16 protein-coding genes and 1 riboswitch are annotated in these 17,266 nt (G+C 69.9%); of the genes, 6 read left to right on the forward strand and 10 right to left on the reverse strand.

The window, feature by feature from the left end; genetic code table 11:
• Positions 1-31: 31 nt before the first annotated feature.
• From ACK8HH_RS03740 to ACK8HH_RS03755, 4 genes are all read right to left on the reverse strand, one after another.
• Positions 32-1,189 carry a pyridoxal phosphate-dependent aminotransferase gene (locus ACK8HH_RS03740; protein WP_039866699.1) on the reverse strand — a complete coding sequence of 386 codons (1,158 nt, stop codon included), beginning with the start codon at positions 1,187-1,189 and terminating at the stop codon, positions 32-34.
• 33 nt (positions 1,190-1,222) lie between these two features.
• Positions 1,223-1,675, reverse strand: coding sequence for a hypothetical protein (locus ACK8HH_RS03745; protein ID WP_006894563.1), 453 nt, complete (start codon positions 1,673-1,675; stop codon positions 1,223-1,225).
• An 84-nt stretch (positions 1,676-1,759) separates the two neighbouring features.
• Positions 1,760-3,412, reverse strand: a complete 1,653-nt coding sequence (locus ACK8HH_RS03750; protein WP_006894564.1) for a DNA repair helicase XPB — start codon at positions 3,410-3,412, stop codon at positions 1,760-1,762.
• Between the two features lie 49 nt (positions 3,413-3,461).
• Positions 3,462-5,801, reverse strand: coding sequence for a helicase-associated domain-containing protein (locus tag ACK8HH_RS03755; protein WP_412475553.1), 2,340 nt, complete (start codon positions 5,799-5,801; stop codon positions 3,462-3,464).
• Positions 5,802-5,847: 46 nt separating this feature from the next.
• Here ACK8HH_RS03755 and ACK8HH_RS03760 point away from each other — a divergent pair, with 46 nt between their 5' ends.
• On the forward strand, positions 5,848-6,030 hold the full coding sequence (locus tag ACK8HH_RS03760) for a hypothetical protein (RefSeq protein WP_006894566.1): 183 nt from the start codon (positions 5,848-5,850) through the stop codon (positions 6,028-6,030).
• Between the two features lie 147 nt (positions 6,031-6,177).
• Here ACK8HH_RS03760 and ACK8HH_RS03765 read toward each other — a convergent pair whose 3' ends face one another.
• The 3 genes from ACK8HH_RS03765 to ACK8HH_RS03775 form a co-directional block, all read right to left on the reverse strand.
• Positions 6,178-6,810 (reverse strand): transglycosylase family protein, encoded by a 633-nt coding sequence (locus ACK8HH_RS03765; protein ID WP_006894567.1) that lies wholly within the window; start codon positions 6,808-6,810, stop codon positions 6,178-6,180.
• Between the two features lie 8 nt (positions 6,811-6,818).
• A riboswitch (cyclic di-AMP (ydaO/yuaA leader) is annotated at positions 6,819-7,011 on the reverse strand.
• Positions 7,012-7,274: 263 nt separating this feature from the next.
• On the reverse strand, positions 7,275-7,805 hold the full coding sequence (locus ACK8HH_RS03770) for a flavin reductase family protein (protein WP_006894569.1): 531 nt from the start codon (positions 7,803-7,805) through the stop codon (positions 7,275-7,277).
• Entirely contained in the window at positions 7,802-8,011 is a 210-nt protein-coding gene (locus ACK8HH_RS03775; RefSeq protein ID WP_006894572.1) for a hypothetical protein, read from the reverse strand. The genes ACK8HH_RS03770 and ACK8HH_RS03775 overlap by 4 nt, the downstream gene beginning before the upstream one ends.
• Positions 8,012-8,127: 116 nt before the next feature.
• Between ACK8HH_RS03775 and ACK8HH_RS03780 the strand changes: the two genes are divergently transcribed.
• Entirely contained in the window at positions 8,128-8,547 is a 420-nt protein-coding gene (locus tag ACK8HH_RS03780) for a cold-shock protein (RefSeq protein WP_006894574.1), read from the forward strand.
• A gap of 22 nt (positions 8,548-8,569) precedes the next feature.
• On the opposite strand, the gene ACK8HH_RS03785 is transcribed toward ACK8HH_RS03780, so the two are convergent.
• Together ACK8HH_RS03785 and ACK8HH_RS03790 are read right to left on the reverse strand one after the other, a co-directional pair.
• Positions 8,570-9,157, reverse strand: coding sequence for a DUF2771 family protein (locus ACK8HH_RS03785; protein WP_346074703.1), 588 nt, complete (start codon positions 9,155-9,157; stop codon positions 8,570-8,572).
• Between the two features lie 76 nt (positions 9,158-9,233).
• Positions 9,234-11,030, reverse strand: a complete 1,797-nt coding sequence (locus tag ACK8HH_RS03790; RefSeq protein ID WP_062367385.1) for an MFS transporter — start codon at positions 11,028-11,030, stop codon at positions 9,234-9,236.
• 142 nt (positions 11,031-11,172) lie between these two features.
• On the opposite strand from ACK8HH_RS03790, the gene ACK8HH_RS03795 reads away from it, so the two are divergent.
• From ACK8HH_RS03795 to ACK8HH_RS03805, 3 genes are read left to right on the forward strand one after another with little or no spacing between them, the layout of a single operon-like run.
• Positions 11,173-11,955 (forward strand): DUF3027 domain-containing protein, encoded by a 783-nt coding sequence (locus tag ACK8HH_RS03795; protein WP_039866704.1) that lies wholly within the window; start codon positions 11,173-11,175, stop codon positions 11,953-11,955.
• Positions 11,936-14,728 carry a sacsin N-terminal ATP-binding-like domain-containing protein gene (locus tag ACK8HH_RS03800; RefSeq protein WP_006894580.1) on the forward strand — a complete coding sequence of 931 codons (2,793 nt, stop codon included), beginning with the start codon at positions 11,936-11,938 and terminating at the stop codon, positions 14,726-14,728. The genes ACK8HH_RS03795 and ACK8HH_RS03800 overlap by 20 nt, the downstream gene beginning before the upstream one ends.
• 51 nt (positions 14,729-14,779) lie before the next feature.
• Positions 14,780-15,433, forward strand: coding sequence for a phosphatase PAP2 family protein (locus ACK8HH_RS03805; protein ID WP_006894582.1), 654 nt, complete (start codon positions 14,780-14,782; stop codon positions 15,431-15,433).
• On the opposite strand, the gene ACK8HH_RS03810 is transcribed toward ACK8HH_RS03805, so the two are convergent.
• Positions 15,409-15,663 (reverse strand): DUF2530 domain-containing protein, encoded by a 255-nt coding sequence (locus tag ACK8HH_RS03810; protein ID WP_006894584.1) that lies wholly within the window; start codon positions 15,661-15,663, stop codon positions 15,409-15,411. The genes ACK8HH_RS03805 and ACK8HH_RS03810 overlap by 25 nt on opposite strands.
• Before the next feature lie 97 nt (positions 15,664-15,760).
• Here ACK8HH_RS03810 and ACK8HH_RS03815 point away from each other — a divergent pair, with 97 nt between their 5' ends.
• Positions 15,761-17,266 carry an NCS2 family permease gene (locus tag ACK8HH_RS03815; protein ID WP_006894586.1) on the forward strand — a complete coding sequence of 502 codons (1,506 nt, stop codon included), beginning with the start codon at positions 15,761-15,763 and terminating at the stop codon, positions 17,264-17,266.

The following is a 17,266-nucleotide window of genomic DNA, read 5'->3' on the forward strand; positions in this document are numbered from 1 at the left end:
GAACGTATGTTCTAGTACGAACGGCGCGCGGTCATCGCAGACTGCCGAGTCGCTCGGCGGCCTCGGCGATGACCTCGTCGCGCTTGCAGAAGGCGAAGCGGACCAGGTGCCGCCACGGCTGATCGTCGTCGACGAATGCGCTGACCGGCACGGCGGCGACCCCGATCCGCGCCGGCATCTCGCGGCAGAACTCGAATCCGTCCGAATACCCGAGAGGGCGCGGATCGGCGCAGACGAAGTACCCGGCCTCGCTGCGGTGGACGTCGAACCCGGCCGTGCGCAGCGCGTTCGACAGGACGGTCCGTTTGCGCGCCAGGTCGGCGGCGTTGGCCCGCACCCAGTCCATCTCGGTGCGCAGCGCGTGCGCTACCGCGGGCTGGAACGGTCCGCTGCCGACGTAGGTGAGGAACTGCTTGGCCGCACGCGCCGCCGCCACCAGATCGGCGGGACCGGTGATCCAGCCGACCTTCCACCCCGTGCACGCGAAGGTCTTGGCGGCGCTCGAGATCCGCAGGGTGCGCTCGGCCATCCCGGGCAGCAACGCGAGCGGGTGCTGGCCGCGGCCGTCGAAGAGCAGGTGCTCGTACACCTCGTCGGTGATGGCGACGGCGTCGTACTCGATCGTCAACCGTGCGATCTGGGCGAGGTCGTCGTCGGTGAGTACCGTGCCCGTCGGATTGTGCGGCGAGTTGACCAGCACCGCAGCGGTATTCGGTCCGAACGCGGCGGCCAGCGCCGATCGGTCGAGCACGAATCCGTCGCCGTCGCGCACCAGCGGAACGGTGCGCCGGACACCGCCCGCAAGGGCGACGCAGGCCGCATAGGAGTCGTAGTACGGCTCGATCATCACCACCTCGCGGCCGGGCTCGACGAGCCCGAGCAGGGCACCGGCGATGGCCTCGGTGGCGCCGACGGTCACCAGGACCTGCGAATCGGGGTCGCGGTCGATGCCGTAGTGATCGCGCTCATGTGCGGCGATCGCGTGGCGCAGCGACGGCACACCGATCCCGGGCGGGTACTGATTGCCGCCTGATTCGATCGCGTCGACGGCCGCCGCCAGCATCGATGCCGGCCCGTCGGAGTCGGGGAACCCCTGACCCAGGTTGATCGCGTCGTGCTTCACCGCGAGGGCCGACATCTCCGCGAAGACGGTGGACGTGAACGGGCGCATGCGGTCGACCAATGGCATGGCTCCAGGTTGGCACACACCCGACCCATGCGGTCAGCGGACGTGCGCCACTCCCGTGCACGTCGGCGCGGCCAGGGTGAGGAAGGGCCCTCGGTTCATCGCTCGCGTGGTGATCCGGACCGGTCCCGGACCCGTGGCGATCTCCGCCGAGAACCCGGCGCCCTCGGCGTCGTGGGTGAAGTGGGCATTGCTCTGGCCGCTCCGGCCGGTGCGCAGGTTCTTCCAGGTCAGGGTGCCGTCGGTGCGGTAGCCCCAGATGCTGGGATTGCCCCAGGTGACGCTGATGCGCCCATTGCCGTCGGGGTAGACGGTGACGCCGCCGTAGTAGGGATTATCGATGATGTTCGGTGACAGGCCGATGCAGTTCTGCGCGACGTACTCGCTGGTCTCGATGTCGGCGCCGGCCGCGCCGGCCCCGGCCGCGGTTCCCGCGACGACGGCTCCCGCTGCGAGAGCGACGACAGTTCCGGTGACGAGACGGTTCACGGTTCCCCCTTGGAATCGACGATGGTGTTCGAACCCCCGACAACCGGTATGTCGCACGAACAGACGACGAGTGTTACGTGCGTCTCACGGCAGCGGCGGTCCGACGATGTCGTCGGCGTCGACGATCCGGTACGCGTAGCCCTGCTCGGCGAGGAATCGCTGGCGGTGCGCGGCGTAGTCGGCGTCGAGGCTGTCGCGCGAGACGACCGAGTAGAAGTGCGCTTGACCGCCGTCGGCCTTGGGCCGCAGCAGACGGCCGAGGCGCTGGGCCTCCTCCTGGCGAGAACCGAACGTACCCGAGACCTGAACCGCCACCGAGGCCTCGGGGAGATCGATGGAGAAGTTCGCGACTTTCGAGACCACCAGGGTCTGCAACTCTCCCCGGCGGAAGGCGTCGAAGAGCTTCTCGCGTTCGGCGTTCCGGGTGGAGCCCTGGATCACCGGGGCGTCGAGTTCCCGGCCCAACTCCTCGAGCTGGTCGATGTAGGCGCCGATGACGAGGGTCTGGGAGTCCCGGTGGCGTTCGAGGATCGACCGGACCACGCGGATCTTGGAGTGGGCGGTGGAGCAGAGCTTGTACTTCTCCTCTGGTTCGGCGACGGCGTACTGCAGCCGCTCCGAATCGGTCATCGTCACCCGGACCTCGATGCACTCGGCCGGAGCGATCCAGCCCTGCGCCTCGATGTCCTTCCACGGGGCGTCGTAGCGTTTGGGGCCGATGAGGCTGAAGACGTCGCCCTCGCGTCCGTCCTCGCGGACCAGCGTGGCGGTGAGGCCGAGGCGCCGTCGCGACTGGAGGTCGGCGGTCATGCGGAACACCGGGGCCGGAAGCAGATGCACCTCGTCGTAGATGATCAGACCCCAGTCGCGCGAGTCGAACAGGTCGAGGTTCTTGTACTCGCCCTTCGACTTGCGGGTCATCACCTGGTAGGTGGCGATGGTGACGGGCCGGATCTCCTTGCGCTCGCCCGAGTACTCGCCGATCTCGTCCTCGGTCAGGGAGGTCCGGGCCACCAACTCGCGCTTCCACTGGCGGCCGGCGACCGTGTTCGTCACGAGGATCAGCGTGGTGGCGCCGGCCTTGGCCATCGCCGCGGCGCCGACCATGGTCTTTCCCGCACCGCACGGCAGGACCACGACGCCCGAACCGCCCGCCCAGAACGAGTCGGCCGCCAACTCCTGATAGTCGCGCAGATGCCAGTCGGTCTGCTCCAATTCGATCGGGTGCGCCTCGCCGTCGACGTAACCGGCGAGGTCTTCCGCGGGCCAGCCGACCTTCAGCAGGATCTGCTTGAGGCGCCCGCGCTCGGACGGGTGGACCACGACGGTGTCGTCGTCGATCCGCGCGCCGAGCATGGGCGCGACCTTCTTGTTCCGCAGGATCTCCTCCAGCACGGCGCGATCCAGACTCACGAGGGTGAGCCCGTGCGCGGGGTTCTTCATCAGCTGGAGCCGCCCGAAGCGGCCCATCGTGTCGACGATGTCGACCAGCAGCGGCTGCGGAACCGGGAAACGCGAGTGCGTGACGAGGGCGTCGACCACCTGCTCGGCGTCGTGGCCGGCGGCCCGCGCGTTCCACAGTGCCAGCGGAGTGACCCGGTAGGTGTGGACGTGCTCGGGAGCGCGCTCGAGTTCGGCGAAGGGTGCGATCGCGGCCCGCGCGGCGGCCGCCCCCGGATGGTCGACCTCCAGCAGGAGGGTCTTGTCCGATTGCACGATGAGAGGTCCGTCGGTCACCGGTCCATTGTCCAGGTTCGGGCGCGGTGCGGCCACCTGCCGTCGGGAGTCAGAGCACCTCGACCCGGGTGATCCGGTGCAGCGCGAACCGGAGGTCGGGCTCGCCGCCCTCCTCGTCGGCCACCAATTGTCCGGCGGCCAGCGAACGGGCGTGCACCACATGCCGACTCGCCGCGCCCTGCGCGTCCACATAACCGATGCGCAGGCGCCTCCCGGTGCGCAGGGCCAGTTGGATCAGCGTGGACACGGTCTCGCCGGCGGCACCCGACGCCGAGGCCGCGGCGACCGGTCCGGCGGCGCGGTCGGCGGTCCGCATCCGGGAGACGACGGCGTGCGCCTGACCGGGACCGAGAGCGGCGCGTCGATGCGGTGGGGACGACGCCGCACCGCGGGCCGGGACGCGGACGCCTCGGCTGCGCAGGTCGATCAGCGCTCCGGAGGAGTCCTCGCCCGCGGGGCTGAACCCCGATGCGCGCAGCCGGTCGATCACATCGCGCAGCGGTGCCGCCGACACCGCGACCGTCGGGGCCAGGGCGCGCAGGGCCAGCTCGGTCGCGGCCTCGCTGCGCAGCACCTCGGTGAGCGTCGCGGTGTCGTCGCAGCGGATGAACGACGCCGCCACGCCCACGCGCAGCCGGCCGTGTCTGCGGGCGACGTCGTCGATCAGATATGTCAGCGACTGCGGCACGGGCGTCCGTGAGTGCTCGTGGAGGAACGTGGCGATCTCGGCGCTGGTGCGGCCGGTGTCGAGCGTGCGCCGCACACTGTCTTCGGTGATCCGGTACATCGAGGCGGCACCGCCCGATTCGAGGTCGGCGATCAACCGGAGCCGGTCGGCCACGTCCGGATCGAGCGGCCCGGGCACCACGACTGTCAGGTCGGCCTGGACCAGAAAGTAGTCGATGAGGTCGGGCAGGGACGCGTCCATCGCCGCGAGCACGTCGGCCGCCGACTCGGCGTCGGCGGGAACGTCGAGGAGCAGCCGCCCGGCGGTCGTGAGCGAGCCGTGCGCCACGAGTCCGAGTTCGGTCGCCTCGCGCAGGGTCTCGGACACCACGTGCACGTTGAGCCGGCGGAGACGGCGCGGATGACGCCATCCGAGTACCGCGGTCAGCGCTTCGGGGGACACCGGGTGGGCGGGCTCGGCGTCGGCGAGCGGAGCCAGCACCGCGCGGCGCGAGGCCGCGGCGGTGGCGTCGAACAGTTCGGACGACAGCGCCGCGAGGGTGTTCCCCTCGCGGTCGGTGTCGCCGATCTGCCAGGGCTGCCGCGGCAGATCGAGCCACGCCCGCGCCATGCCGAGCCATCGTCGCCCGGAACTCAGATGCGCCCAGGCGTCGACGGCGCCGGTGGGCGCGAAGACGTCGTCGGCGAGGTGGTCGCCCGCGTCGGAGTCGGGCGCACCCGCGTCGAGCAGCCGCTGCCTGGCCAGCAGCTCGACGAGCAGGCCGACGCGGCTCACGCTCAGGGCGGTGGTCTTGGCGAGGCGCCGGAGTTCGCGGATGCCCAGGCCGCCGGACCGCAGCAGGGCCGCCGGCGCGGTGCCGAGCGCCTCGATCAGATCGCCGGAGTGACGGAGCAGTTCGAGCGCCTCGCCCGCCCCCGCGGCGTCGACGGCCTTCGCGTCGAACCGCCCGGGGCCGTCCGCACCGGTGAGTGGCGGTTCCCGCAGGACCGCGGTCTCGAGCGGCGGCTGACCGCGAAGCAGTTGTCCCACCTGGGGCGGAAGCTCCACAGTCTGCTCATCGATCCGTGCGAGCAGACCGAGGGAGATGAGGGTGGGCACCGGCGCGCTCGGATCGGCATCCGGTGCGGCGTCGCGACTGCGCCCGAGAGACGACCCCTGGGCGAGTGTGGTGAGCAGTTCCCTGGGCCGCTCGGTGGCCGATTCGATGCGCTCGCGGATCTGCGCGGGAGTCGACTCCGCGATGGGGCCGAGCAGATTGTGAGCCCGCCACGGCAGGGCGGCGGGCAGATGCGCCCCGGCGATCCAGTCGGTGTGCCTGCCGCGTCGACGCGGCCCGGTGCCCCACAGCAGTGCACGGGTGACCATCTGGTCGAGACGCGCGTCGACGTCGCCGCGCCGCGCCCGCCGACCGAGACGGGCGACGATCGCGTCCCGGCTCACCGGCCCGAGGAGTTCCTTGCGTTCGCCGATCGCACTGGACGCGTCGAGAAAGGCCTCGATCACTGCGACCGCCAGAAGGTCGAGCCCTTCGCCCGCCAGGGAGATCGACGCCGCCGACAGCGCGCGCTGGGCGAGGACACCGGTGCCGCGGGGCGGGGGAGAAGCGAGGTCGGGCCGGGCGATCAGCAACTCGACGAGCGCATCGTCGGACCGCTCGGCGAGATCGTCGGCCAACCCGCGCAGCGGCAGGTCGGGACTCATTCGGACAACTGTACCGCCGGTTCAGCGGGCATGGCACAATGAGGCCGTGGCTAAGAAGAGTGGATACGTGGACAACGGTTGGCCGACGGATATCGGTGAGCAGCACGCGGTGACGGAGTTCACCTCTCACCTGGCGGGTGCGCTCTCGCCGTTCGGCGATTACTACGAGCTGCCGCAGCCCGTCGACAGCCTGCCGTACATCCAGTCGAAGACCGTCGTCAACCGCTGACCTGACCTGAGCTCTGCCGAGACCGGCCGGACCGTGTGGTCCGGCCGGTTTTCGTGCGCCATGTATCACGTCGGTGCGGGGGCGGTCGCGAAATGCGAGAAGACCCCCGCCGAAGCGGAGGTCTTCTCGGATGAACTTCTCGGGTGATCAGGGGAGGTTGATCAGGCCCTTGTTCTGGTTGTACAGCTTCAGCTGGTCCGGGGTGAGCTGGTAGCCGGAGTCCTTGGCGGCCTTCCAGGCGCTGCGCACCTCGGGGCTCACCTTGGAGTCGTTGACGACCTTGTCGATCTGCTGCTTGGCCTCTTCGGTGTTCTTGGCGTCGGCAGACTTGGCCAGGCCGGTCTTCGGGGCGTCCTGCTGCTTCGGTGCGAGCGGGTTGGCCGGCTTGGGGGTGGCCGGGGCGCTGCGCTGAGTGGGGCCCGAGAGGGGACCGCCGCAGGTGGGCCATGCGCCCTTGCCCTGGGTGGCGAGAACGCGCTCGCCGACGGCGATCTGCTGCTCGCGGGTGGCCTGGTCGGCGCTCGGTGCGTACTGGGTGCCGCCGTGGGCCGCCCAGGTGCTCGGGCTGAACTGCAGGCCGCCCTGGTAGCCGTTGCCGGTGTTGATGGCCCAGTTGCCGCCGGACTCGCACTGTGCGACCTGATCCCACTCGGAATCGGTCGCTGCCGAGGCGTGACCGCCGCCCATCAGGGCCGCGCCGCCGCCGATGATGGCCGACGTGAGGGCGATCTTCGCGAAAGTCTTGGTATTGGTCGTCTGCTTCGAGTGACGTCCGGACATATGTCTTCGTTTCCTCTCTCCACGCGCCTACGAGGTGAGCTGTCGGGTTCGGGCTGAGAGGTGCCCGGTCCGGCTCGCGTCACTGGGTGCGACGTCTGCCGGGCTTAACCCCAAGGCCGACCACCGAGGTGATCGACCGGTTCCCGGAGGATTGTGGGTCCCCCGTCCTCGCTCCTGAAACTGCATCAGCGGGTGTCCTGCCGGCGGAGCGAGGTTGGGCGCGACCGGCGGAACGGGCGTTCGGGTGGTCGCCTGGGTGGCGGCCGTCATGAACACTACGTCGTCGGGCCCGCGAGAACATCTGATGCGAAGAGGTGCTCTGAGGTGGCGTGAAGCGGCCGATCGGGCGTCGTGGCACGTCCGTGCTGCTCACGGCACTGATACCCGTCCCGTATCCCGTTTGTTATCGGGTTGTTATGTGACAAAGGTCACATCCTGATTGAGAGTTCCGACACGCCGGTATGTCAGGATTGCGCGCGTCGAGCTTCGAGCGCGCGGAAGCTGCTGGCGTGGAAGACAAGTGGTTCGACGTTCGGGTCGCAGCGCAGGGCGTCGATCGTCAGAAGCACCACGAGGTGGTCGCCCGCGGGGATCTCTGAGAACACCGTGCATGCCAGGTGGGCGGCGGCGCCGGGGATGAAGACCGCGCCCGAGTCGTCGGCGATGGGGCGTACCCCGGTGAACCGGTCCTCCGGCGGCCCCGCGAGCCTGCGACAGACGTCGCCCTGGTGCGCGGCGAAGACACTCACGCCGACGGTGCCGCCCCTCAGTGCGGGCCAGGTGGTGGAGCCGTTGCGGACGCACACCGACACCAGCGGCGGATCGAGCGAGACGGTGGTGAAGGCGCTGGCGGACATCCCGATCGGGTCGCCCCCTGGATCGTCGCCCGTGCGACACACGGCCACCACGCCGGACGGGAAGCAACTGAAAGCTCGTTTGAGTTCGGTCTCGTCGCTGACGGGCCGCAGCGGCCGGTCCGGGTCGATGCGGTTCACCGGCTGCGCCGGCCGGACAGCAGGGCGAACACGATCCCGAGCAGCAATCCCAGCGGTGCGCCCATGGCCAGAACGTAGACGGTCGTGACGACGGCCGTCCCGGTGTCCCGGACCGCCGGGAACAGCAGGGCGATGCTCGCGATCATCCCGATGCCGAACATGACGACGGCGACCCCGAGCAAGCGTGAGGACTTCTGGGTCTGCATGGCGTCAACGGTAGCCCGAACGCTAGAATCTGTTGCAGCGCGCCTCCGCTCGGACTGCCATCGGGCCAAGGCGCTTTTGTCTGTGGCAGACCAGATCAGTTGTGAAGGTGAGCACTGTGCCGACCGGCCGGGTGAAGTGGTACGACTCCGCGAAGGGCTTCGGGTTCCTGTCGCAGACCGACGGCGAGGATGTGTACGTCCGGGCCAACGCGCTGCCCTCGGACGTCTCGGAGCTGAAGGTCGGACAGAAGGTGGAGTTCGACATGGCGGCGGGACGCCGCGGCCCGCAGGCGCTGCGTGTCACGGTCCTCGAACCGGCGCCCAGTGTGGCGCGCAACACGCGCGAGGCGGCACGCCGCGAGCGGGACGCGAAGCGTCTCTCGCCCGACGAACTGCACGGGCTCATCGCCGATCTCATCACCTTGCTCGAAGGCAAGGTGCAGCCGGATCTGCGCAACGGCCGCTATCCCGACCGGAAGACCGCCCAGCGGATCTCGGAGGTCGTCCGCGGCGTCACACGCGAACTCGACCGCTGAGGCGGGCCTCCGTCCGGCCGAGCTAGCCGCGCTGGTCGGGCAGCGTCGCGGTGTTCGGAATGCGGAAGTCGACCGGCAGAGTCCGGATCGAGAAGGTGCCGCGGATCGACAGGTCGACGTCGAGCGAGTCGTTGTCCTGGCCGGGTGTCTTCTCCCGGTACGCCGAGATCGACGACACCTCCACGCCCATCAGCACCCGATCGGGTTCGCTGTGCAGAATCTGCGTGAAAGTGGTGCCCGGCAGGTGCAGCCACATCACGCGTGCGATGCCCCGTGGTGTCGCGTATTCGGCGATGAGCGTCCACGGCCCGTCTGAGATCTCCTTCGGAACGCTCAGGGTCACCCGCTCGCCGATGGCGACCGGGTGGTCGTAGGTGCGGAGCTTGAACTTGCCGTTCCGGTCGACGAGTCGGCAGTCGTCCATCTTCACCGAGCACCAGTACGACGGTTCGGCCCGGGTCAGGTGGTCGCCGGCCTGGAACGAGATGGTCGGCAGCGGCTTCTCGTGTCCCCGGACGAGCAGCGTGGTGGCGCCGGCGATGATCACCAGGGCCGCGACCACCACGGCTCCGATGATCGCGAGGGCCTTCTTGTCTCCCGGTTGCAACACGTCGAATACGTCCTTCGGTTAGGGGGGCGGGGGCTGGGGGATGTGCGGGCTCGATCAGGGGCGTGTCGGCCGCGGCTCAGCGCGGTGCGCGCAGATGGTCGGGCACTTCGATCGGCATCGTCGGGGCCGCGTGATCGGGGCGGCGGCCGCCGAAGCCCGGCACCATCGTGGAACCGCGGCTGGTCAGGAAGGTCTGGACGAGACCGATGCCGACGAACACGGTGACCACGGTGAAGCCGATCCACAGCTCGGTGGGCAGGAGCACACCCAGGGTGGCGCCGAAGACCCAGCAGAGTTGGAGCACCGTCTCCGACCGGCCGAATGCGGACGCCCGGGACTCCTCCGGTAGATCGTCCTGGATGCTCGAGTCCATGCAGACCTTCGCGATGGCGCTGGTCGCCGAGCCGATGAAGCCTGCGACGACGACGAAGATCAGCGAGTTGAAGATCGCGGCCAGCAGACATCCGACGAATGTGGCCGCGGTGGACCACACGACGATCGCGGTGGGATTGCGCAGCTCGATCCGCGTGCCGAGGCCGTTTCCGGCGGCGTTGCCGACGCCGGCGGCGGCACCCACCGCACCCAGCATCATCAGCTGCGCCCAGCCGGAACCCAGGTGGTCCTGCGCCTTGGCGTAGAAGGCGATGTACAGGGTGAGAAACCCGGTCAGGATGCGGATGGTTCCGTTGCCCCACAGTCCGGTCACCACCGAACGGCCCAGCGGCTGGCGCATCTTGGCCGCCAACCGCTTCGAGAGGCTCGGCTTGTGGGCCCGCTCGGTGGGGGCCTCGGCGTCCGGACTGCCGCGGTAGGTGATCGTCGTCGGGACCTCGCCCTCGGTCACCTCCACCCACGACGGGATCTTCATGCAGTAGTAGCCGCCCATCGCGGCGACCAGCACCAGCCAGATCATCGCGCCCGGAACGTGGAAGGGGAGGAACTTGCCGAGCACCATCTCGAGCGCGCCCGCGATGCCGCCGCCGACGATGGTGCCGCCGATCAGGCCGAACGTGGTGAGCCGGGAGTTGACGCGGGGCAGATCGATCGAGGGCGGCAGCACGCGCGGTGCCACGGCCGATTTGAGCACCCCGAACGATTTCGACAGGACCATGAGCCCGAGGGCGCACGGATAGAGCACCCACGGCTTGTACGTGAGCTGCCCGGATGAGGAGTCCCACGAGGAGTTCACGATGATGAGCAACCCGAGGACCGCGCGGAGGCCGAAGGTCGCGGCCATCGCGATTCGCCGCCCGTTCTGCAGCCGGTCCAGAAGCGGCCCGATCAGCGGTGCGATGAGCGCGAACGGTGCGATCGTCAAAGCCAGGTACAGGCCGACGTTGACCTTCGATTCGCCGGTGGCCGCGGCGAAGAACAGCGTGTTCGCCAGCGCGACCGCCATCGCGGCGTCGACGGCGCTGTTGGCGATCACCGGCAGCGTGAGCGCGGTGAGTCCGGACCGGTCGGCGCCGTCGGCCGTCGCCGCGCGATGCACCATGTTCACGCCGCGGGCGGTGAAGTACTTCGACCGCCGCGCGAAGACCCGGACCACCGTGACCTTCTCGGGTGGAACGTATTCGGTGCCGCGGCGACGGTCCTGCGCGCCGGCCTCCGGCTTGATCCGGGTGGTCGGCTGGTCGACGGGTTCGGTCTGCGGGTCGAGCGGGGGCAGATGCGGGTTGCGGGTGCGCGGAGGCAGATAGCCCTCGCTGGCCGGACGTTCGCGGGACTCGAACGGTCGGGTGGGCACGCGCGGTCGCGGGTCGGCCGGGTAGTTCGCCTGGCCGGGATGCGGCGCCGGCCGCCGCGGAGACCGCGGAGACTGCTGCCGGTCACCGCCGTGGGGGCGGTTGTCACCGGGTTGACGAGGATTCACGTCATCAATTGTTCCCTATGACGCGGACAAGGCTGGGAACAGGCGGCGCCCGATGCTTCGTGCGTGCCTCGCCGATCCCGCGAATCGTCTGCGAAAGGTGCCTGACGTGCATTACCCCGGGCCGCTATTGCACACTGGAAGGGTGAGTGTTGCATTCGAGAACGGCGCCCTGGTGGATGCTGTCGCCTTCGCGCGCGAAGCATTGATCGCCGACGGCGAAACGCCTGGTGAGCATCTGGGGGCGCGCTCGGAGGGCGAGTACGCCGCCACCCACTACTTCGCCGCCGAAGTCCCCGGCTACCGGGGTTGGCAGTGGTGCGTCGTCGTCGCGGGTGCGCCCGAGTCGAGGGAACTGACGGTCAGCGAGACCGTCCTGCTCCCCGGCGACGGCGCTCTGCTCGCCCCCGAATGGGTTCCCTGGGTGGATCGCGTCGCGCCGGGCGATCTCGGTCCCGGCGATCTGCTGGCCGCGCCCGCCGACGATCCGCGGCTGGTCCCCGGGCAGATCGACACCCTCGACGTCGATCCCATCGACCGGGATCAGGTGGGGCAGGTCTCGGCGGAGATCGGCCTCGGACGCAAGCGCCTGCTCTCCTTCGAGGGCCGCGCCGACGCCGCCCAGCGCTGGTACGACGGCGAATTCGGTCCCGATTCGGCGATGGCCCGCAACGCCCGGCACTCGTGCGGGACCTGTGGTTTCTACCTGCCCCTCGCCGGAGCGCTCCACGGCGCCTTCGGCGTCTGCGCCAACGAGCTGTCCGCCGACGGCCGCGCGGTCTCCGCGGAGTACGGTTGCGGCGCGCATTCGGACGTACGGCCCGCACCGGGCAATGGCAGCCCGGCCTACGACGCCTTCGACGACGGTGCCGTCGAGGTCGTGACGCTGCCGGCCGTTCCGGCGAGCGATGCCCCGGCCGGAGACTGATCCCGCGGATCCGTTCGGGACCGCGGACCTGCGCCGGAGCACCCTGCAGGGCTGGCTGTCGTCGCCCACCCGTCTGGCCGAGGACGCTGCGGCCGAGGCGGAACTTCTCGAGATCGGTTACCGCGACCGCCTCTTCACCGAGCTCGCGGCCAATGCGGCCGACGCGGCGAGCCTGGCCGGCATCGACGGCCGAGTGGCGGTGTGGGCCGACGGCGCCACCGTCCACGTCGCGAACACCGGTGCGCCGCTGACGGCCGCCGGAGTCCGGTCGCTCACGGCGCTGCGCGTGTCGCCGAAGAGCCCGCTGATCCACGGCGGGACCACCGTCGGCCGCTTCGGCATGGGTTTCCGTGCCACGTCGCTCGCCGCGCGCGTCACCCTCGCCTCACGCAGCGGATCGATCGAGTTCGACGCCGATCGGACTCGCGGACAGATCCGCGCGCTGATCGACGATCCCGATTCGGAGCTGGATCTTGATCGGGTCCCCGCGCAGCGACTGGCCTGGCCCTCGGCGGCCCAGCCCGCTGCGGGATTCGACACCGAGGTGGTGCTGGAGACGGCCGACGAGGAGGCCGCGGCCGCGATCGTGTCGGCGGCGCAGCACCAGGCGCCCGACCTCCTGCTCGAACTGGAGGCGCTCGCGCGGATCGACGTCGCCGGGCGGAGTTACGAGCGTCTGGCCGACGGCGACACCGTCGTCATCACCCGCGACGGCACCGAGCACCGGCGCTGGCTGATCGCGCGAGCCGCCACCGCCCGATGGCTGGTGCCGATCCGGGACGGACGGATACGGCCGCTGTCGGGCGACGCGCTGCGCAGCCCCAACGCCACGGATATCGAACTGACCCTTCCCGCGCGCGTGATCGCCGACCTGCCGTTGACGCCCGATCGCCGGGAACTGCATCCCGACGCCGACGTCGAGGCGGCGGCCGCGGGTTATCCCGAACTCGCGGCACTGGTTCCCGACGACCAGAAGCAAGCGGTGATTCCCCCGCCGGCGCTCGCATCGGGCCGGGTGGACGCGGTGCTCCGGGAGGCGGTCCGGGACCGGCTGCGCACTGCCCGGTGGCTGCCGTCTGCCACCGGGGAGGCGCTCTCGCCCGAACGGGCGTGGGTGCTCCCGGGCCTGACGGCCGACCTCGCGGCGCTGCTCGGCGACCTTCTCGAACCGTTGGCGCATCCGGATGTCAGTGACCGGGTGACGGCGTCGCTGCTGGTGGGGTTGGGCGCTCGGCGCCTCGGCCTGGCCGATCTGGCCGAGCTGCTGTCCGGTGCCGGCGGCGAGGACACCGCATGGTGGTCGCGGCTCTACGCGGCGCTGGCGCCGATGGTCCCGGACGCACGGACCGCCGAGGAACTGGGAACGCTGCCGGTTCCGCGCGCCGACGGCCGCATGAACGTCGGGTGCCGCGGGCTCTTTCTCATCGACGGGCTGGACGGGCTCGACGATCCGCCCGTCCCGAGCTGGGTGCCGACCGTCGATCCCGCCGCCTACGACCCGCTCCTGGACCGCCTCGGACTCACGCGCATCTCGCCCGCGGCGGCTCTGGCGCTGCCCGAGCTGATCGCGGAGCTCGACGCCGGCCCCGATTCCGACGACCGCGCTGCCGACCCGGACGCCGTGACCGACGTGGTGCTCAGGATCCTCGGACTGCCCGACGCCGGTCGCGCGCCGGCCGAACTCGGCGGTCTGGAACTGCTCGGAGCCGACGGCGAGCGGTGGCCGGCGGACGAACTCCTGCTGCCCGACAGCCCGCTGGCGCAGGTGCTGGTCGACGACTCTCCGTTCGGAACCGTCGCCGATTCGGTGGTCGAGACGTACGGGCCGACGGCTCTGCGCCGACTCGGCGTCGGATGGGGATTCACGCTCGTGCGCGACGACGCGCCCGTCGCGCCGGATCACGACCTGCCCGACGAGGAGCGATGGTGGGAGGAGCACGAGGTGCCGCCCGAAGAACTGATCGCCGTTCGCGACCTGGACCTCGTCGACCCTCGGCAGTGGCCGGCCGCTCTCGCGCTGCTGGCCGACGACCCCGACACCGCGTCCGCGCTGACCGGCGGGTACACGCGGTGGTGGCTGCGCCGATACGCCGAGATCGACGGCACGGCGCTACGGGGTCTCCGATCGGTCGACGAGACGTCGCTGCGCGGGCTGTTCGACCCCGTCGAGGTGCCCGTGGCGGCCGCCGGACTCCTCGCCGCCGGTGAGCCGGACGACGCCGACGACGCGGCCGACTGGCTGGCAAGGCTCGCCGATCCGGCACGGACGGTCGCACCCGGCGTCGCAGTCCGTGCCCATGCCGCGCTGATCAGTGCCGTGCGTTCCGGGGCGTTCGCGGTCGACGACGTCGAACCGCCCCGAGGCGCCCGGACGGTCTCCGGCGAAGTCTCCGACGATCCCGTGGTGGTCGGGGCGCCGTGGTGGATGAGCGTGGTGCCCGCCGGTCGCGCCGTCCTGCCTGCGATCCCGCCCGACGCCGATTCAGCCGCTCTGCTGGCCGATCTCCTCGATGCACCTACCGCGGCCGAGGTCTACCGGGTGATCCCGGACCAGGGCGGCGAGTCCGTCGACCCCGACTCCGCCGACGCCGTCCGGCTGTCCGCGGCGGCCGGACTGCCCGCGCCCCACCGCGTGCGGCTCCACGACGATCTCCATGTCACGGTGACCGGTGAGACCGACGACCGGCGGCGCGTGCCCCTGTGGGTGGACGACGACGGGACGGTGCATCTGAGCCGATGTCGGGGGCGGGCGGACGATGAGCCAGTACCGTGAGCGGCGAGCCGCGAACGACGAGTTCCCTCCAGAGACACCAGCGAGGCAGTAGTGCAGCAGTTCCCGATCGACGAACGCATCACCGACTGGGTGGTGCACTCCCGGCACGAACCGCTGACCTCGGTTATGCAGTTCCTCACCGTCCTCGGTGACACCCTGACGGTGGTCCTGGTGGTCATCGGGGTGCTGGTGCTCGCGTGGGTGGGCAACCGCATCGACCTCTCGGCACTCATCGTGGTCGGCAGCCTGAGCGGCTACGTGCTGATGGTGCTGCTCAAGCTCTTGTTCGCCAGACCCAGACCACCGGTCACCGACCGGCTCATCGACGTCGGGGGAGCGTCGTTCCCCTCTGGGCACGCGATGCTCAGCACCGTCGTGTACGGGCTCTCCGCCGTCATCCTGTACCGGCTGTATCCGCGCGTGCGGGCGCGACCGCTGATCCTGCTGTGGATTCCCGCGCTGATCGCGGTGATCGGTCTCAGCCGGGTGTACCTCGGCGTCCACTGGACCTCCGACGTCGTCTTCGGCTGGTTGTTCGGACTGATATGGCTGCTCGTCTGTCTCGTGGCCCATGCGCAACTGGTCCGGCGACCCGCCCTGCTGCGGGTGGGAACCAAGCGGGTGACGAATTCGGTGGCCCAACAGGCCCAGCACGATCAGCAGGTGAAGAACGCCAGGGATCAGCGCACGTCGAGCCCTTCCTGAGCGCCGCGGGAACCGCGCCGCACGGCGGCCTTCTGGAGGAGTACCACGCCGGTGCCGAGCACACCGACGCCGAGCCCGACCAGGCACACCGGCAGCGCGCTGTCGGGACCAACACCGCCGAGCCACACCACCAACGTGGCCACCGTCCAGATCAGCATCCCGGCCACGATGACCGGTTCGGGTGCCCTGAGCCTGGCCGGGAGTTGCGGGATCTCGGACTCGTCTGACATGGGTTCAGACTAGCTTTCCCGCCCGTGGTGGTTCGCGCGCGGCGCATGCGCAACAATTATCCGGTCCATTGAATGCCCGACACTGAGAGGCCCGCCGATGACCGATCCGGCCGACAACGAACCGCAGGAGGCGAACGGCACCGACACGGCGAAGACGTCGCAGTCCGTGCTGGATCGGTACTTCAAGATCCGCGAGCGCGGTTCGACGGTGGCCCGGGAAGTGCGCGGCGGACTGGTCACGTTCTTCACGATGGCGTACATCGTCGTCCTGACGCCGATCATCATCGGCGGTGTCCCCGGGAAACCGATCAACGCCGACTCCCTCGGCAACGTGCTCCCGATGCTTCAGGTGGCCGCCGTGGTGGCACTGGCCGCGGGTGTGATGTCCATCGTCTTCGGCCTGGTCGCCAACTATCCGTTCGGCCTGGCGGCCGGCATCGGGATCAGCAGCCTGCTGGCGGTGACGATCGCGCCGCAGATGAGTTGGCCGGCGGCGATGGGCCTGGTGGTGATCGACGGTGTCATCATCGTGCTGCTCGGCCTCACCGGTGTCCGGACCGCCGTCTTCAACGCCGTGCCGGCCGAACTCAAATCGGCGATCGCTGCGGGCATCGGCGCGTTCATCGCCTTCATCGGTTTCATCAACGCCGGCTTCGTGACCCGGCCGGAGGCTGCCGGCGCCCCGCCGGTCCAGCTGGGGCACGACGGGTCGATCGGCACCGTGCCGACGGTCGTCTTCGTCGTCGGCGTCCTGCTGATGGCGGTCCTGGTGGTTCGGAAGGTGCCCGGCGGACTGCTGCTCGGGATCATCGTGATGACCGTGGTCTCGATTATCGTCGAGGCCGTGATGCATCTCGGCCCGGCGTCCGAAGGCCACGGGGGCTGGGCGATGAACGTTCCCAAACTCCCGAGCGGCATCGGCGGACTGCCGGACCTGTCCCTCGTGGGCGATGTGGACCTGTTCGGCGCGTTCACCGGACAGTTCGACGATGTCAGCGTTCTGATCGCCTGCGTCTTCCTGTTCACCCTGCTGCTGTCGAACTTCTTCGACGCTATGGGCACGATGACCGGTCTCGGCAAGGAGGGCGGTCTCGCGGACAAGGACGGCAATCTCCCGGGCATCGGACGGGCGCTGATGATCGAGGGTACGGGCGCCATCGTCGGCGGCGCGTCGTCCGCGTCGTCGAACACCGTGCTGGTCGAGTCGTCGGCGGGCATCGCCGAGGGCGCGCGCACGGGATTCGCGAACATCGTGACCGGTGTGCTCTTCCTGGCGGCGATGTTCTTCACCCCGCTGTACAGCGTGGTGCCGATGGAAGCTGTCGCACCCGTGCTGGTGGTCGTCGGCGCGATGATGATGGGCCAGATCAGGGACATCGATTTCACCCGGTTCGAGCTCGCGCTCCCGGCCTTTCTGACCATCGTCACCATGCCGTTCACCTACTCGATCGCCAACGGCATCGGCGTCGGCTTCATCAGCTGGGTGGTGCTCGGAGCGGCGCGGGGACAGTGGCGCCGGATGCATCCGCTGCTGTACGTGGTGGCGGTCCTGTTCCTGCTCTACTTCGCGAGAGGGCCGATCTCCGATCTGATCTCGGGCTGA

Source organism: Gordonia sp. LUNF6 (genome assembly GCF_047041125.1).
Classification (GTDB): domain Bacteria; phylum Actinomycetota; class Actinomycetes; order Mycobacteriales; family Mycobacteriaceae; genus Gordonia; species Gordonia sihwensis.

Bases quoted from the DNA above. Each gene is read 5' to 3' on its own strand.
- ACK8HH_RS03775 (WP_006894572.1), bottom strand. From the start codon at position 8,011: ATGCAGACCCAGAAGTCCTCACGCTTGCTCGGGGTCGCCGTCGTCATG.
- ACK8HH_RS03765 (WP_006894567.1), bottom strand. From the start codon at position 6,810: ATGTCCGGACGTCACTCGAAGCAGACGACCAATACCAAGACTTTCGCG.
- ACK8HH_RS03740 (WP_039866699.1), bottom strand. From the start codon at position 1,189: ATGCCATTGGTCGACCGCATGCGCCCGTTCACGTCCACCGTCTTCGCG.
- ACK8HH_RS03815 (WP_006894586.1), top strand. From the start codon at position 15,761: ATGACCGATCCGGCCGACAACGAACCGCAGGAGGCGAACGGCACCGAC.
- ACK8HH_RS03810 (WP_006894584.1), bottom strand. From the start codon at position 15,663: ATGTCAGACGAGTCCGAGATCCCGCAACTCCCGGCCAGGCTCAGGGCA.
- ACK8HH_RS03755 (WP_412475553.1), bottom strand. From the start codon at position 5,801: ATGAGTCCCGACCTGCCGCTGCGCGGGTTGGCCGACGATCTCGCCGAG.
- ACK8HH_RS03800 (WP_006894580.1), top strand. From the start codon at position 11,936: ATGCCCCGGCCGGAGACTGATCCCGCGGATCCGTTCGGGACCGCGGAC.